Origin of the sequence: Paenibacillus glacialis (assembly GCF_001637205.1) — a bacterium.
GTDB lineage: Bacteria > Bacillota > Bacilli > Paenibacillales > Paenibacillaceae > Paenibacillus_AQ > Paenibacillus_AQ glacialis.
The window spans coordinates 37,577-54,409 of record NZ_LVJH01000029.1 but is presented as its reverse complement, the minus strand read 5'-3'; the positions used below and the strand labels follow the sequence as shown (position 1 = coordinate 54,409).

Genomic DNA, 16,833 nt, shown 5'->3' with positions numbered 1-16,833 from the left:
TATTAATCGCTTTCCATCAATAATCCTTTATTTTTCTGTAACGTCCCTCTTAACCTGAGAATAGCTTTAGAATGTAGCTGTGAAATACGAGAGGGTGATAGAGACATCACTTCTGCTATTTCACTCAGAGAAAGATCTTCATAATATAGAAGTGATACAACGGTTCGTTCTTTATCCGTGAGTTTCTCAATACCTTTAATCAAAGATTCCTTCATATAAAATTCATTAATCTTATAATCTGGATTCTTAGCCTTATCATCAATCATCATGCTCAATCGAGTTTCTGATTCTTCCTCGCGAATCGGATCTTCTAATGAACACAACGTCATAACCGCCACTTCCTGAAGCATATTATGGTATTCCTTTTCAGACACTTCTAAGTACTGACTCATTTCCGAATCATTTACGGATCGTAAATATCTTTGCTCCAAATGCTGAAATGCATCTTCAATTTTTTTCGCTTTTTCACGAACAGAACGTGGCACCCAATCACCCTGACGTAATGAATCAAGGATAGCCCCACGAACGCGCCATGAACCGTAGGTTTCAAATTGAAAGCCGCGTTTATAATCGAATTTATCAATAGCATCGATAAGACCCATAACCCCATTACTGGCCAAATCGTCTATAGAAACATTCTTTGGGAGACCTATTGCCAATCGACTAGACACATAATCTACGATATGCAAGTAGTTCTCAATAAGCTTCTTCTTAGCTTCTATGTCGTCATGTTCCTTCCATGACATCCATAAGTCCATATGATTCAGGGTAGAAACTTTCTGCTCGATCAAGTCCTTTCACCCTCCTTATTTTTCTGTCAGGTGACGAACGGCCTTAGCCAATTGCTCAGGATCTTGCGCGGAAACTAATTTCGGTAGATTCAGCGGTGTAAATCCGGTGTCGCCTTCAATAGATGATTCAGGCTTTGGTGTTAACAGATCATTCAATTCTTCGCTGTCATCAGGTAACGTTAAGTCAAATCGTGTTCCACGTTGATCACTTGTCTGTTCGGCTTCAATCTGCCCCTGAAGATCATTATCTGCATGTGTTGTCATAACACCTAATACCCATCTAAAAACAACCGCAAGCAGAAACCATATAACAAAAGCGATCGAAGATCTTATTAAACTCGTCATGTAAAGATTATTTAAGGACGAAGTTATGAACGTGAGTATAAATCCAAACCCAGCAATCAACAAATTAAATCGCATATTTCTCATATTCGCTACAATTCCTTTACGCCCATTTGTACACTACGGATGAATAATATGCCGGTACTGCAGTCAAGTTCAATGGTACGTCCATAGTTGCCGCCTGTATCTTCCCCAATAAGTGGAATACCTAGCTCTTGCAATTTCGCTCTACATGATTCCGTATTTCTAGGTCCAATTCTCATGGTGTCGTTCTGTCCCCCAAAGGCAAACATCTGTGAACCACCCGCCATTTTCGCTACAAGATTGCTCTTAGAAGAACCCATTTTCTGTAGTCTCTCTAATAATGCAGGTAATGCCGTATCTGCGTATTTAGCAATATTAAGTTCGCCTTCTCGCGCAATTTCAGAAGAGGGTAACATGACATGTGCCATCCCAGCCAAATGAAGAATTGGATCATACATTGTAAGCCCTATGCAAGAACCTAATCCAGAAGTTCGAATCAGTCCATATTGTTTAATGACATTCAGGTCAGCCATAGCTACTTTTACAACATTTTGCTCAATCATTCTCGGTTGGCACTCCTAAAGATTCGAATATTATAGCAAACGATTCCGGATCAGGTATAAGGAAGAATTGACCTTCAACTTCATGATTTCCTTCTAAAAATGTAGTGTCAATAAGGAGTGCATCGTCTCCCATTTCACCGTACTGCAGAAGACCATAACTTAATATAGCTCCTGCCATATCAATAGCTAAAGACGGCACTGTTGGCGACATAGATAATTTCGTCAAATCAGCAAGAGCTGACAGGTATGAGCCCGATAGTATATTTCCGATCTCATTAAGAGCAGACATTTCCATATCATTAAATGAATCATCATTGGCAACTTTGATTCCTGCTAGCCGTTTCAGCAGACTCTTAGCGGATTTAGGACTTAAAATAAAAAACAAATTGCCAGGTGCGTCACCTTCAACCCGTAAAAATATAGCAACGACGACTTGTTCTGATCCCCCAACCTTGTCAGAAACCTCTTCAAACCGAAGAATTTGTACTTTGGGCACTGCCATATCAATAGGCTTGTTTAGAAGATGAGAAAGTGCCGTTGCAGCATTTCCCGCACCAATATTTCCAACTTCCTTAAGAACGTCCATCTTCAATTCTTTGAATTGCTTAAAGACTCGCATATTTATTCCTCAATACTTTCCAATTGAATAATCTCATTCTTATTCAGTACTTCAGATAGATTGAGCATAATGAGAAGGCGTTCTTCGTTGATCTTGGCAACCCCTTGAAGATATTTAGCTTTAATCCCCCCAACAACCTCTGGCGGATTCTCAATTTTGTCCGTATTCAGGTCAATAACATCGTTAGCCGAATCTACAATAAATCCTACTTCCATATCATTTACAGCCACAATAATAATACGTGTACTTTCTGTGTTCTCTATCAGAGGTAAGCTAAAGCGCCCACGCAAATCAATAATAGGTATTACAACACCACGTAAATTAATAACACCTTTTACAAAAGTGAACGTTTTGGGAACACGTGTGATGGGAACCATCCGCTCAATAGTCTGAACTTTATCCACTTCGATACCGTACTCTTCGTCTCCTAATTTAAACACGATGACCTTAATATCTTCTCCCATTTCAATAACCTCCTAATGATTTTCCGCTACCTAATTAATCTAGTACAACTCATCTGACTATTTGATAAATGCGTTCGGATCTAGTATCAAAGCAACCTGTCCATCTCCGAGTATAGTCGCACCAGACACCCCACTAATCTGAGGCAGGTATTTCCCTAGACTCTTCAGTACGATTTCACTTTGTCCTATGAAATCTTCAATAGCTAGAGCAGCCATTTTATCACCTTTTCGAATCACGATGATCTCCGACTCTTCTTCTTGACTCTCGTCGAAATCAGGAACGCTAAATATACGACTAAGAGAGATTAACGGAATTTGTACGCCACGAAACTCTACCATTTTATTACCGTGAACTGTGCGAATTTGATTGTGATTAATTACACCTGTCTCTACGATCGATGTAAGTGGAATAGCATATTTCTCTGATCCCAATTGAACTAACATTGCAGAAATAATAGACAACGTTAAAGGTAATTGAACTGAGAAATTAGTTCCTTGTCCTGGTTTTGAAATAATGGTAACATGACCGCCAAGAGCTGTAATCTTCGCTTTCACGACATCCAATCCAACGCCACGCCCAGACACATCTGAGATAACCTCGGCAGTACTGAACCCAGGGGCAAAAAGAAGCTGATGTACTTCTTCATCTGTCATAGCCGATCCTTGCGCTTCAGTTACAACACCTTTTTTAATCGCTGACTTAAGGACATTCTCACGGTATATGCCACGGCCATCTTCTTCAATTTCAATAAACACATGATTTCCACTATGAAAAGCACGTAAGTTTACTGTTCCTGTTTCTGATTTACCAGCGGCCAATCGGTCTGCAACTGATTCAATCCCGTGGTCAACAGCATTCCGAAGTAAATGTACAAGGGGATCGCCGATTTCATCAATAACGGTTCGATCTAGCTCTGTTTCAGAACCAGTAATAACCAAATCAATCTTCTTGTCTAAAGATTTGGCTAAGTCACGTATCATCCGCGGAAAACGGTTAAATACGGTATCTACTGGAACCATTCTAAGCTTCAGTACAATATTTTGAAGATCAGAACTTACACGACTCATATGCTCTACGGTTTCTGTTAGCTCACTATTACGAACCTCACTTGCTAACTGTTCCAACCGAACACGATCAATCAACAACTCGCTAAACAGATTCATTAAGACATCTAGTCGTTCAATATCGACACGAATAGTACGCGTTGATGCACTACTAGTTGTTTTGGCTACTTCCTTTGAAGCTTGCTTCGTAGGTTCCGTTGATAATTGAGGAGCTACGATGTTAGACTCAGTTGGTTTTACCATTTCTGCTGTTGTAGCAACTTCTCGGGTAGAATTATTTATCTCACCCATCAATTTCAAAGATTCATGATCTAATTCCACGACACTAACCTTATCGATTTCGGATAAGTTCAATATCATCCGCTGCATCTCATCCGCACTTTTTTGTGTTATGTAATATAATGAAAAGCTCCGTTCAAACTTCTCCTGCTCAATATCTTCTACGGACGGATGAGTCTTAATGACCTCGCCGGATCTTTCCAATAAATCAAACACCATATAGGCACGTACAGCTTTCAAATGACAATCCTCACGAATAAAGACTTCCAGATAAAGCGCTCGATGCCCTTCAGTAATAGACTGATCTAAGATCGAATATTGAAACTCATCTAACTGAATCAAATGATTCATATTGTCTTTCCGTTGATCTACTGTTGTACTCTTATTCCCACCTTGGGTAGATGGGGTCTCACCAAGGACGATCGCCTGTAAGGAAGTCACAATGGCTGACACATCCGCTTTTCCGGTACCACCGTTTGTAATATCTTCAACCATAGATTCAAGGGCATCCAAACTTTTAAATAATGTATCAAATATAAAATCTTGCATTGCTAGCTTTTGATTACGTACCAAATCTAGAACATTCTCCATTTGATGCGTTAGTGAAGCAAGATCTTCATACCCCATTGTCGCAGCCATACCTTTAAGGGTATGTGCTGATCTAAATATAACTTGTACAATACTTAAATCATCAGGATTGGTCTCCAGTTCAAGCATTTTTTCGTTTAGCGATTGCAGATGATCATTCGACTCGTCAATAAACATAGATAAATATTGATTCATGTCCATTGAGGTACACCTCCCTTATGAGATCACTTTCCATTATTTAATCATTCGAACTAGCATACTAGGAATATCTAATAGAGGTAAAACATGCCTCACACATTTCAATTCCACCGCAGAACGAGGCATACCATACACAACGCATGTTTCTTCACTTTCCGCATAGGTGTCGGTTACACCTGAATCATACAACGTTTTCATTGCTTTGGCTCCATCACTTCCCATACCTGTCAGTAGAACTACATGACGAGTTAGCGTATTAAATGGGAGCAATGAATCAAACATGGTATCAACGGAAGGCCGATGCCCATTACGCGGACCTTCCTCTGTTAAAGAAATCTCATAATGGCCAGCTGACGCCCGTACGATCTTCATGTGGAATCCACCAGGTGCAATATAAGCATACCCTCTATGCAAGACCATACCATGCTCCCCTTCTACTACTTCTAGAGAACTGAATGAATTAAGTCTTTGTGCTAATGATTTAGTAAATTTAGGTGGCATATGCTGCACAATGACTACTGGAGCTGGTAATTCCCCTGGAATACGCTCCAAGAGTTCCTTCAAAGCTCTAGGTCCACCGGTTGAACAACCAACCGCAACAAGATGTTGGAATGAACTGGATTTACCCTCTAATTCGCTTGAAATCTTGCTTGAAGAATTAGAAAATACAAGTGGCGTAGACTCTTTAGTCGATTTCGCTAGTTTGCTCGCCTTGATTTCCTTCTCCACAGACGGTTTACGATTTGATACTAACGGCCTACTAGAATCGTTATTGTTTGGTTTTTTTTCTGCCTTCTGAGAGATAGCTGTACGTTTCGTGTACGCATTCTCAGTATTTATAACTTCTGAGAGTGACTTATTTGGATCATGACTTGGTTTCGAGAGAATACCGTTTGCAGTCGGTTTTTCTATTCCGATACTACTTACTTGCTTCTTCATTCCTTCAGATCTTACAAGTTCTTTAGTTTGCCAAGCAGCTCTTCTTTTTTTAGCTTGCATGGCGACCTTCATTTTCTCAAGGAGAAGTTCCCCAACTTGATTAATATCATTAGAGACGCTTGCAGAAGGTTTTCGGATGAAGTCAAATGCCCCGGACTCCAGAGCTAGGATTGTTTCTTTCATCCCTTCCTCATTAATTCCAGATAACATGATCACCGGTATGGGATTATCCATCATAATAGCTTTTAATGCTTCCAATCCGTTCATTTCCGGCATCTCCACATCCATGGTGACAATGTCGGGCTTTAGTTCCGCTACTTTCATGAGTGCTTCATATCCATTAACTGCAGTTCCAACGACTTGGAATGAAGAATCTCTTTCAATGAGATCAGAAATGATCTTTCGCATAAAAGGAGAGTCATCCACAACAACGACCTTATAATGCATTATGGTTCATACCTCCCTGTGTCTTTTTACAGAAGAATCATTTTGTTCGACTTAACCATTTATGCATAAATCCTTTGATTCCTGTTAAAGTTTCTCGTTCTGAAGCGGAAGGAACTTTTACATAATACTTTGCAAGACGTTGAACATCTTTTGAAGCCACACTATTAGGAAAAGCCATGGAGAAAGGCACTTGTTTTTTCACGGCTTGAACCACATGGTAATCATCACTTATATATCCAAGCATCGTGATATCTTTATCAAGAAATTTTCGAGCTACAAGCTTGATTTTATTGGCTGTAAACATTGCCTCTTGTACATCATCCACTCGATTAACAATCAGTTGAAAAGCTACATCTTGATCGATACCATGAATGATTTTGATCAACGCATACGCATCTGTAATCGCTGTAGGTTCAGGTGTAGTTACCACAAGACATTCATCAGCGGAGGTAATGAACTGTATATTCTCTTTGGATAACCCTGCTCCAGTATCAAAAATAATATAGTCCACTTGACTCGCTAAGAGTTCAATCTGTGATGTGAAGTATTGGAGATCATGTTCTGACAGTGATATGAGATCAGTAATACCTGACCCCCCTGAGATGTAAGACAACCCATTAGGACCTATAGCGACAATCTCTTGAATACTTTTCTCGCGTTGAAGTAAATGATGCAGATTATACCTCGAAGTCGTTCCCATGAGCACATCGATATTCGCCATACCAATATCAGCATCAAAGATCAATACTCTATGCCCCAATGACTGTAAGGAAAGAGCGAAATTCAAGGTAAAATTAGATTTCCCTACACCTCCTTTACCGCTAGTAACAGTAATGAATTTCGCTAAGCCCGAATCCTGATTCCCCTGAGGATCCAATGAACGAGCTCTCTCACTGTTCGATACAAGTTTCCTCAAGGATTGAGCTTGATCATTCATGACTATCTTCCCTCTCTCCTAAAAGGAGATCACATAACATCTTTTGATTCGGCATAATCACGTCATCTGGGACATTCTGTCCATTCGTCATATAAGAAAGATGAAGTGGAAAGTTATTAAGTAAATTAAATATAGTTCCATAACTTCCAGTCTCATCTAGCTTCGTAAAAATCACCTTATCAAGACCATACTTACTGAAATGTTCCGTGATTTTCATCATGTCTTGGGACTTAGAAGTCAAGCTTAACACCAAGTAGGTTTCACTATCTCCAGCATGTGAAAGCAGGCTTTGAAGCTCCGATACTAATAATTCGTTGCGATAATTCCTACCAGCCGTATCCATGAGTATAAGATCACAGTAGTCAAGACGTTGCAGGGCTCGTTGCATATCACCAGGCGATTGGACTACCTCTAATGGTACATTTAAGATAGACGCATACGTCCTGAGTTGTTCCACGGCAGATATACGATAGGTATCAGATGTAATAAAACCTACCTTTCGCTGATATCGAAACAACTGCTCTGCAGCAAGTTTGGCTATGGTTGTTGTCTTTCCAACACCTGTAGGACCTGCAACATAAACAATTCTTGTATTAGCTTCAATACCACCACCGAATCGATTTGAAAGGAAAGAATAAGCTTTATCGTAAATAAATTGTTGGAGTTGATCATCCGTTAATGAATGCCCACTATCCTCCCATTTCTCAAAAGCGGCTTCAATCCACTCTGCTCTTAAGTGTATATCCACTTCCTGCTGGATTAGTTGTTCCTGTAATCTTTGAAGTGAATCAGGTAATTCCTGTTTCATCATAGAGTGCTTGGCCATTTTGGCCATCCACAATTTCATTTCTTTTATTTCCTGTAAAATCGGCTCGTTTGAAACTGTCTGATCTATCATCTTATTTGAGGTATCTGAATGATGTCGCTCTGTAATATCCCCCTTAAATAAGGATGATGATAAAGGACTATCTTGATCAGGTTTTTGCACTTCTGACGTCGCTGCAGCACTTAGAAATGAAGTTTCAAGATCGTCGGCGACATCATTCATACCTGCTTTAAGAACAGCGTTTGTTCTTTTATAAGCTTCCGGAACAGCCTTATACGGTACGCTCATTGTCGAAGGACCTGCTTTAGGCGTACTTTTAATTGAATTCACATCTCTCAATTCATCATTGTAATGTCCAGATGGTTTGTTCTCACTAACTGAATTAACTTTAGCTTCTTTTTCCACAGCAGCGACAACCTCAATCCTCTTCTTCTTAAACATTCCAAGGAAGCCGCCTATTTTTATTTCTTTAGTACTAAGAATGACAGCATCTCTACCTAGTTCACTGCGGATTCGCTGCATCGCATCCGGCATATGTTCGACTATGTACCGCCTCACTCTCATAAATTCACCACTCCAACGCTCTGAATTTCTACATTTGGCTCTAATTCACTATAAGAAAGAACCGGGATATCTTGCATAGTACGTTCAATGACTTGTCGCAAATACATACGAATTGTTGGTGATGTTAAGAAAATTGGTTGTTGTCCCGATTGCAACAATCGGTTAATTTGTTCATTTAATTTCTGATATATCGTCTGTGTAGACATCGGATCCAGAGCAAGATAACTCCCTTGGTCAGACTGCTGAACACTTTCCGATATTTTCTTCTCTAACGTAGGACCTAAAGTTATAACCTTCAGTGTCTCTCCTTCTTGTGAATATTGCTGAGTAATTTGTCTGGATAAAGATTGACGCACATATTCTGTTAGAACATCCGGATCTTTCGAATAGGTTCCACAGTCTGCTAATGTCTCAAAAATCGTTACCAAATCACGTACAGAAATTTTCTCGCGGAGTAATTTAGACAACACTTTTTGAACATCCCCCACAGATAATACTGAGGGAATTAACTCATCGACAAGAACAGGATAGTTTTCTCGCAAATTGTCGATAAGTGTCTTTGTCTCTTGTCGACCAATTAACTCGTGAGCATGTTTCTTAATCAATTCTGTCAAATGTGTTGCTACCACAGAAGGAGGATCCACTACAGTGTATCCAGATAATTCAGCACGCTCCTTAGTACTTTCATCAATCCACAGTGCTGGAAGACCAAATGCAGGCTCTAAAGTCTCGATACCTGATATGGATTCGTCATCATAACCTGGGCTCATCGCCAAATAGTGATTAAGTAATAATTCACCACCGCCAACGGTATTTCCTTTAATTTTTATGACATATTCATTCGGTTTTAGTTGAATATTGTCGCGAATTCGGATAACAGGGACCACAAGTCCTAATTCCAGTGCACATTGTCGACGGATCATGATAATCCGATCTAATAAATCTCCACCTTGTTGAGTGTCTGCTAGTGGAATAAGTCCATACCCAAATTCGAATTCAATAGGGTCTACTTGTAGTAGATTAATAACACTTTCCGGACTTCTAACCTCTTCAATTTGCTGTTCTTCTTCCAATTGTTCATCAGCTAATTGTCTCTTATCCAAATTCTGTTGCATCTTTCTTGCAGCGAATATTAATAACACAGCTATAGGTAGCGTCGTAATAACATGAATCGGTGTAAAGAAACCAAGCAATGCTATGGTCCCACCTACAATGTATATCAACTTCGGATACGCGAATAATTGCCCCGTTAAGTCATCTGCAAGATTCCCTTCGGATGAAGCACGTGTCACGATCAGACCAGCAGCTGTAGAAATCAATAACGCTGGAATCTGACTAACTAATCCATCCCCAATAGTCAGAATCGAGTATGTCGAAATCGCATCACCGAATGACATTCCATGAATGGTCATTCCAATAATAAATCCACCAACCAAGTTAATGATCAAGATAATAATACTAGCAATAGCATCACCTTTAACGAATTTACTGGCACCATCCATAGCACCATAGAAATCCGCCTCACGTTCCACTTTACTACGTCTATCTCTAGCTTGTTTCTCATTGATTAATCCAGCATTTAAATCTGCATCAATACTCATTTGTTTACCGGGCATAGCATCTAACGTAAACCTTGCTCCTACTTCAGCAACACGTTCAGATCCTTTTGTAATCACGATAAATTGCACAACGACAAGGATTAAGAATACGATAAACCCAATGGCAATTTGACCACCTGCGATCCAGCTACCAAATGTCGCTACAACTGTACCTGCTTCCCCATCCCTGAGAATCAACTTCGTTGTTGATATATTCAATGCCAGTCGAAATAACGTCGTAATAAGAAGAAGTGATGGGAAAATGGAAAACTCTAGTGCTTCCTTGGTATTCATAGATACCAATAAAATCATGAGTGCAATTGAAATGTTAATCACGAGCAAAATATCTAAAAGCCACGCCGGGATTGGAAGAATCATCATCATAACAATACCTATGATTCCTGTCAGGACGGTGATTTCTTTAATTTTCACGGGTCTCTTTGCCTCCAATCCCACATTTATGATTTTTTACCTTTTAGTTTATATACATAGGCCAGTACTTCAGCTACCGCCTGAAACAAATCCGCAGGAATCGAATCACCGATTTCTGCTCTTTGAAAGAGTGCGCGGGCTAGAGGCTTATTTTCCATTGTAATGATGCCATGTTCCTTGGCGATTGCTTTAATTCGTAGTGCCATATAATCTTGACCTTTAGCAATAATCGTTGGAGCTTCCATGGTAGAACCATCATATTTCAAAGCGATCGCAAAGTGAGTCGGGTTGGTGATAATAACGTCTGCTTTCGGGATTTCTTGCATCATTCGTTGCATAGCCATCCTTCGTTGACGTTCCCTGATCTTCCCTTTAATTAACGGATCGCCTTCCATTTTTTTGTATTCATCTTTGATGTCTTGCTTCGACATCCTTATGCCCTTTTCATATTCATAACGCTGGTAAATATAATCCAAAACAGCTAGAACAAATAAGGCAATTGCAATTTTAAGTCCTAAATTCATCGTTAAACCAGAAACAAACTTCATGATATTATCTAAGTTTATTTCAGACAATGACGCAATTTCTACCCTTTTACCCCATAACGTACTATAAACGAGATAACCGATAATCGTTAACTTGATTATCGATTTAGCAAATTCTACCAATGATCTCATTGAGAATATATTCTTAAACCCTTTGATCGGATCAAGTTTGCTGAATTCCATTTTTAGGCCTGTCAGCAAGAAACCCACCTGCATAAAATTGACTACAAGTGCCATGACGACCACCGTTAAAAACAAGGGGGCCATCATTAGCAATACTTGAACTCCATATTCTTTAAACATCATCATGACATTGTTTATCGTAATCTCTGTCAACAACCGGTTCATAAATATATCGCTATACAAATTAATAAGTCGTTCCTTAAAATAACTACTAAATATAAGGAGACAGAGAAAAGCAGAAAGAAGCGTGACGGAGCTTGAAATCTCCATACTTTTTGCAACTTGTCCCTTTTTTCGTGTATCCTGGCGCTTTTTAGGAGTTGCCCTCTCTGTTTTCTCTTGAGAAAATAACTGTAAATCCAAAGGATACCTAAAGGACACGATCAAATCCTCCATCCTGCTCAATTCGGCTGTTTCCCAATGACCCCTAGCAGGTTATGCATAGATTCGAACAAAATTTCAAAAAGGTTGCCGAATACATAAGAAAAGCTCGGGACGAGCAATAACAACATTCCCAATCCTAAGAAGATTTTCAGTGGAACCCCTATAACGAAGATGTTAAATTGAGGTGCAGTTCTCGCTAAGAAGCCAAGTCCAACATCCGTTAAAAACATCGCGACTACCAGCGGAGCTGACATTTGAAAAGCTAACACAAAGGATTGACTAAAGGTTCTAATTAAAAACTCCGTAATACTACCACCATACAATTTCATATAGAAATCATTGCTTAATGGAATCCATTCATAACTATCAAAAATGGCGTCTAATAAATACAGATGACCATTCATACTAAGAAAAAGCAGCATTGCAATCATGTATTTGAAGTTACCTAGCATGGGTACAGAAGCGCCTGTCATAGGATCTAATACATTGGCAATACCGAAACCAATCTGTATATCTATGAATGATCCCGCTGTCTGAATGGCTGTAATCAACATGTAGCCAACAAACCCAAGAAGTAATCCCACCATGATTTCACTTACGATGAGCAGAACATAAGTCATATCTTGTGGAATAGACTGATGAATACCATAGGTTAGATAAATGAGTAAACTGATAAAGAATGATAACCCAATCTTAAATTGATTAGGCACCCCTTTTGATGAAAAGACTGGTGCGACGACAAAAAAAGATGTAATTCGACAAAAAATAAGCAAAAAGATCGGGAAACCTTGCATTAATAATTCCATTGACATTCAACCTAACCGATATATTTATACAAATTGTCTAATATATTGAAGGTAAAGTCTACGAGTGTCGTTAAAATCCAAGGACCAAACAACAATAACGCTAACAATACTGCGATTATTTTTGGAACAAAGGCAAGTGTTTGCTCCTGGATCTGAGTGGTTGCTTGAAATATACTAATAATCAAACCAACCACTAGCCCCAAAAGTAACATTGGTGCACTTACTTTAAGTGCGGTATAAATCGCTTGTCCTGCCAGTCCAATAATAAAATCTGAGTTCATGACTGATCTCCCTCACCACATATACGTCCTACAGTGCACTATGTGTTAAAACTAAGTAGTAACGATTTAACAATTAAATACCACCCATCTACGAGTACAAATAGTAGAATCTTAAACGGGAGTGATATCATAACAGGTGGTAACATCATCATCCCCATTGCCATTAATACACTTGCAACAACAATATCAATAACTAGGAATGGAATAAAAATCATGAATCCCATTTGAAATGCTGTCTTAAGCTCACTAATTGCAAAAGAAGGTACCAACACCGTAAGCGGAATATCATTATATGTAGCAGGCTTCTCCATTTTGGTATAGTTCATGAACAATAACAGGTCTTTCTCCCGCGTATGTGAAAACATGAACTTTTTAATGGGTTCTGAAGCTTTGGTTAATGCTTCTGTTTGTGTAATGTCTCCTTTTAAATACGGTTGTAGGGCAACATCATTCATTGATGATAATGTTGGTGACATTACAAATAATGTTAGGAACAACGCAAGTCCAACTAATACCTGATTCGGTGGCATCTGCTGTGTTCCAAGCGAAGTTCTTACAAAACCAAGTACAATCACTATACGAGTAAAACTCGTCATTAACACCAATATAGCCGGAGCAATGCTGATCACCGTGATGAGGAGAATTATTGATAAGGAGCTTGTAGCTGGTTTCCCAGCACCTGAATCACCGATCTGAATATCAATATTAGGAATAGGGTCAGCAAAAGCTGCCGTGATGGAGAATAAGCTGACAATTCCTAATAATAAACATACTAATATGAGCTTTTTTTTCATGGATCCATCAACCGATCATTATTATTATCTTCTCGGAGCAGTTCTTCCATTTTGTCTTTTCGGCTAGACATCCGACGAATCTTGGAGTCAAACACTTCATGAAATGAAGTCCCATCGTCTAGTTCAATCTCCTGCGAAGGCTGCTCTCTTCGCAATTTACTAACTATTTTACTTAAGAATGGAGGCAGCACATTACCTTTCATCGCTGCCTCTTCCTGAAGTGCCGCCAATATAGAGATAACTTCATCTGGATCGGAAATTTTATCAACAAGGTTAATATTTTCACCTACGCCGATCAAGTACACACTATTTCCTACTTCAATCACTTGTAATGTTTTGTTTGGGCCGAGTCCAACACCACCAAGTATTCGGATGGTTGGATTACTGAACCAAGATTTGTTTTTAGTGCCCAAGAAACGAATCAACAAAATTATAAGTCCAATGATAACAGCCAATACAACTATCACATAAACAATATTCAACCCGTAATTCACAGTATCAAGTCCTTGATCCGTTTCACTCATAAACAGTCCTATACGCCAAGTGTTTTATTGATCGCTTCAACAACACGATCAGATTGAAACGGCTTAACGATAAAGTCTTTTGCACCTGCTTGAATGGCATCAATAACCATTGCTTGCTGACCCATTGCAGAACACATGATAACCTTAGCACTTGGATCAATTTTTTTAATCTCTTTAAGTGCTGCAATACCATCCATTTCTGGCATCGTAATATCCATTGTAATCAAGTCTGGACGAACTTCTTTGAATTTCTCAATTGCCTGAGCACCATCCTGTGCTTCTCCAACTACTTCAAAACCATTTTTCGTTAAAATATCACGGATCATCATTCTCATAAAAGCTGCATCATCCACGATAAGAATTCGATTTGCCATTGGTAAAAACCCTCCTCTAATTATGCTTATTGTAATTTCTGTATACGGTCCCACTGGCTAATGATATCTATCACACGCACACCAAAGTTTTCATCGATAACAACAACTTCACCTTTGGCAATTAGTTTGTTGTTTACTAAAATATCAACTGGTTCACCAGCGAGCTTGTCTAGTTCAACGATAGAACCTTGAGACAATTCAAGAATATCCTTTATTTGCTTATGGGTCCTTCCTAATTCTACGGTGATCTTAAGGGGAATGTCCATCAATAATTCCAAATTGTTTTGATCAATCTGATTAAATGGAGCTGACTGTAGATTAGCGAACTGCACTGGCTGTACATTTAGGTTACGATTTGGTGCCCCATAATGCTGTGGTGGCGCCGCATATTGCATTTGCTGATTCGGGTCATACCCAGGCATAATAGGTTGCTGCCCATATCCATTAGGCGGCACCTGTAACGGCGCATGATTGCTAGGGATAGGTGGAGCTGGCGTAGGAGCAGAATAACTCACAGGAGTCTGTACAGGCTCCACTGCTGCCGGCACCTCTAATGGTGCTGACTCTTCTGTTCCACTGATTAATATCCTCACCATTTCTTTTGCGAAGTTTACCGTGAGAAGTTGCATGATGGTCGAGTCAATTAGATCTCCGATAGTTAATCGGAATGAAATTTTGATCAACGTCTCCTCAGGAATACTTGACATTCCTTCACCGCTCTCAATATCTAAGATATTGATCCCTGGAGGTGAAATGTTTACAAAACGATTAAACAGTGTTGACATGGAAGTTGCAGAAGACCCCATCATTTGGTTCATTGCTTCTTGAACGGCACTGATATGTATCTCATTCAACTCTTCAGTAGAAGGATTCCCCTCACCACCAAGCATCAAATCTGCGATAACTTGTGCATCTCTATTCTTGATTACAAGTGAATTAATGCCTTCAAATCCTTCAACATACGTCACATGGACTGCAACATGAGGTTTAGGAAACTCATCTTCGAATTGCGATCGGGTAATGATAGAAACTCTTGGTGTTGTAATCTCCACCTTTTTCCCTAGCAATGTCGAAAGCGCTGTGGCTGCACTACCAAATGTAATATTACCAATTTCGCCCAAGGCATCCTGTTCAAGCGGGATCAGATAGTCATCAACTGTTTCTATGATTTCCGCGGAAGTATCTGAATCAGATTGTCTAAGAAGAGCATCAATTTCCTCTTGGGACAAATAATCTTTACTCGTCACGTTCTTCAACTCCTTCACTGACAATTTCATCAATTTGTACTGCAATGCGATCCTTCAAAGTTCCAGGACTACCAATAAACTTCAGCTTATCTCCTACTTTTATAGATAGTCCTGAGTTGACCGGCTTATTTAAACTGATGACATCCCCCACAGACAATCCCAAAAATTCAGATATAGACAATTTTGAATTACCCAATTCTGCTACAACCTTTAACTTCGCATGTCTAACATGTTGCTTTAAAGATTCGACTTCAACAGGTTCACTTATTTTCTTCTGTGATACAAACCATTGGTGTGCCGACAGTCTGGACATAATAGGCTCAAGAACAACGTGAGGGATACACAGATTTATCATCCCAGTTGTATCTCCGATTTTGGTGCTTAATGAGATCAATGCTATCGTTTCATTTGGTGAAACAATTTGCATGAATTGCGGGTTAGTCTCCATAGCTTCCATACGTGGAGTTATATCCAAAACCGTCTTCCACGCTTCTTGTAGGCTTTCAAATGCTCTACCAAAAATTCGCTCCATAATCGTCGTTTCTATCTCAGTGAGCGAAGTAATTTTGGAAGGCGCATTCCCCATACCACCGAGCAATCGATCTAACATTGCGTAAGCTACATTCGGATGAACTTCCATGACCATTCTTCCTTTTAGCGGCTCGGCTTCAAAAATATTAAGAATCGTCATCTTAGGTATTGAACGAATAAATTCATCATATGGAAGCTGTTCAACCTGAACGACGCTAATTTGCACAAAAGTTCTTAGCTGTGCTGAAAAATACGTTGTGAGATATCTCGCAAAATTTTCATGGATCCGTGTTAAGCTGCGTATATGATCTTTAGAGAACCGTACGGCTCTTTTAAAATCATAAGAACGGATTTTCTTCTGTGTTTCTTCCTTTTTGAGCTCTTCAGCGTCCATTTCTCCAGAAGATAGTGCAGCGAGCAGGGCGTCAATCTCGTTTTGTGATAATACATCTACCAATCATCTCACCCCCTTACAGGATTATCTCCAA

18 protein-coding genes are annotated in these 16,833 nt (G+C 39.5%); all 18 read right to left on the bottom strand.

Annotated elements, in window-relative coordinates; genetic code table 11:
• Positions 1 to 2: 2 nt before the first annotated feature.
• From PGLA_RS16250 to fliM, 18 genes are read right to left on the bottom strand one after another with little or no spacing between them, the layout of a single operon-like run.
• Positions 3 to 791: a FliA/WhiG family RNA polymerase sigma factor gene (locus PGLA_RS16250; RefSeq protein ID WP_068534604.1), complete on the bottom strand. Its 789-nt coding sequence runs from the start codon at positions 789 to 791 to the stop codon at positions 3 to 5.
• A gap of 15 nt (positions 792 to 806) precedes the next feature.
• Positions 807 to 1,220, bottom strand: a complete 414-nt coding sequence (locus PGLA_RS16245; RefSeq protein WP_068534601.1) for a hypothetical protein — start codon at positions 1,218 to 1,220, stop codon at positions 807 to 809.
• Positions 1,221 to 1,225: 5 nt separating this feature from the next.
• On the bottom strand, positions 1,226 to 1,720 hold the full coding sequence (locus PGLA_RS16240) for a chemotaxis protein CheD (RefSeq protein WP_068534599.1): 495 nt from the start codon (positions 1,718 to 1,720) through the stop codon (positions 1,226 to 1,228).
• Positions 1,713 to 2,339: a chemotaxis protein CheC gene (locus PGLA_RS16235; protein WP_068534597.1), complete on the bottom strand. Its 627-nt coding sequence runs from the start codon at positions 2,337 to 2,339 to the stop codon at positions 1,713 to 1,715. Before PGLA_RS16235 ends, PGLA_RS16240 begins: the two co-directional genes overlap by 8 nt.
• A 2-nt stretch (positions 2,340 to 2,341) precedes the next feature.
• Positions 2,342 to 2,803 (bottom strand): chemotaxis protein CheW, encoded by a 462-nt coding sequence (locus tag PGLA_RS16230; protein WP_068534594.1) that lies wholly within the window; start codon positions 2,801 to 2,803, stop codon positions 2,342 to 2,344.
• 57 nt (positions 2,804 to 2,860) lie between these two features.
• Positions 2,861 to 4,936, bottom strand: a complete 2,076-nt coding sequence (locus PGLA_RS16225; protein WP_068534591.1) for a chemotaxis protein CheA — start codon at positions 4,934 to 4,936, stop codon at positions 2,861 to 2,863.
• 33 nt (positions 4,937 to 4,969) lie between these two features.
• Entirely contained in the window at positions 4,970 to 6,319 is a 1,350-nt protein-coding gene (locus PGLA_RS16220; protein ID WP_068534589.1) for a protein-glutamate methylesterase/protein-glutamine glutaminase, read from the bottom strand.
• A gap of 37 nt (positions 6,320 to 6,356) precedes the next feature.
• Entirely contained in the window at positions 6,357 to 7,256 is a 900-nt protein-coding gene (locus tag PGLA_RS16215; protein ID WP_068534587.1) for a MinD/ParA family protein, read from the bottom strand.
• Complete coding sequence (gene flhF, locus PGLA_RS16210) at positions 7,249 to 8,646, bottom strand: flagellar biosynthesis GTPase FlhF (RefSeq protein WP_068534585.1); 1,398 nt, start codon at positions 8,644 to 8,646, stop codon at positions 7,249 to 7,251. The genes PGLA_RS16215 and flhF overlap by 8 nt, the downstream gene beginning before the upstream one ends.
• Positions 8,643 to 10,676, bottom strand: a complete 2,034-nt coding sequence (gene flhA / locus PGLA_RS16205; protein WP_068534582.1) for a flagellar biosynthesis protein FlhA — start codon at positions 10,674 to 10,676, stop codon at positions 8,643 to 8,645. The genes flhF and flhA overlap by 4 nt, the downstream gene beginning before the upstream one ends.
• A 26-nt stretch (positions 10,677 to 10,702) precedes the next feature.
• Positions 10,703 to 11,785 (bottom strand): flagellar biosynthesis protein FlhB, encoded by a 1,083-nt coding sequence (flhB, locus tag PGLA_RS16200; protein WP_245700004.1) that lies wholly within the window; start codon positions 11,783 to 11,785, stop codon positions 10,703 to 10,705.
• A gap of 20 nt (positions 11,786 to 11,805) precedes the next feature.
• On the bottom strand, positions 11,806 to 12,594 hold the full coding sequence (gene fliR, locus PGLA_RS16195) for a flagellar biosynthetic protein FliR (protein ID WP_068534576.1): 789 nt from the start codon (positions 12,592 to 12,594) through the stop codon (positions 11,806 to 11,808).
• A gap of 11 nt (positions 12,595 to 12,605) precedes the next feature.
• Complete coding sequence (gene fliQ, locus PGLA_RS16190) at positions 12,606 to 12,875, bottom strand: flagellar biosynthesis protein FliQ (protein WP_068534574.1); 270 nt, start codon at positions 12,873 to 12,875, stop codon at positions 12,606 to 12,608.
• 38 nt (positions 12,876 to 12,913) lie between these two features.
• Positions 12,914 to 13,669: a flagellar type III secretion system pore protein FliP gene (gene fliP, locus PGLA_RS16185; protein WP_068534572.1), complete on the bottom strand. Its 756-nt coding sequence runs from the start codon at positions 13,667 to 13,669 to the stop codon at positions 12,914 to 12,916.
• A complete protein-coding gene (locus PGLA_RS16180; RefSeq protein WP_068534570.1) occupies positions 13,666 to 14,193 on the bottom strand; it encodes a flagellar biosynthetic protein FliO in 528 nt (175 codons plus the stop codon). Before PGLA_RS16180 ends, fliP begins: the two co-directional genes overlap by 4 nt.
• Before the next feature lie 8 nt (positions 14,194 to 14,201).
• Positions 14,202 to 14,567, bottom strand: a complete 366-nt coding sequence (locus PGLA_RS16175; protein ID WP_044877583.1) for a response regulator — start codon at positions 14,565 to 14,567, stop codon at positions 14,202 to 14,204.
• A gap of 26 nt (positions 14,568 to 14,593) precedes the next feature.
• Positions 14,594 to 15,814, bottom strand: a complete 1,221-nt coding sequence (fliY, locus tag PGLA_RS16170; RefSeq protein ID WP_068534567.1) for a flagellar motor switch phosphatase FliY — start codon at positions 15,812 to 15,814, stop codon at positions 14,594 to 14,596.
• Entirely contained in the window at positions 15,804 to 16,802 is a 999-nt protein-coding gene (fliM, locus tag PGLA_RS16165) for a flagellar motor switch protein FliM (protein WP_068534565.1), read from the bottom strand. The genes fliY and fliM overlap by 11 nt, the downstream gene beginning before the upstream one ends.
• Positions 16,803 to 16,833 lie beyond the last annotated feature (31 nt).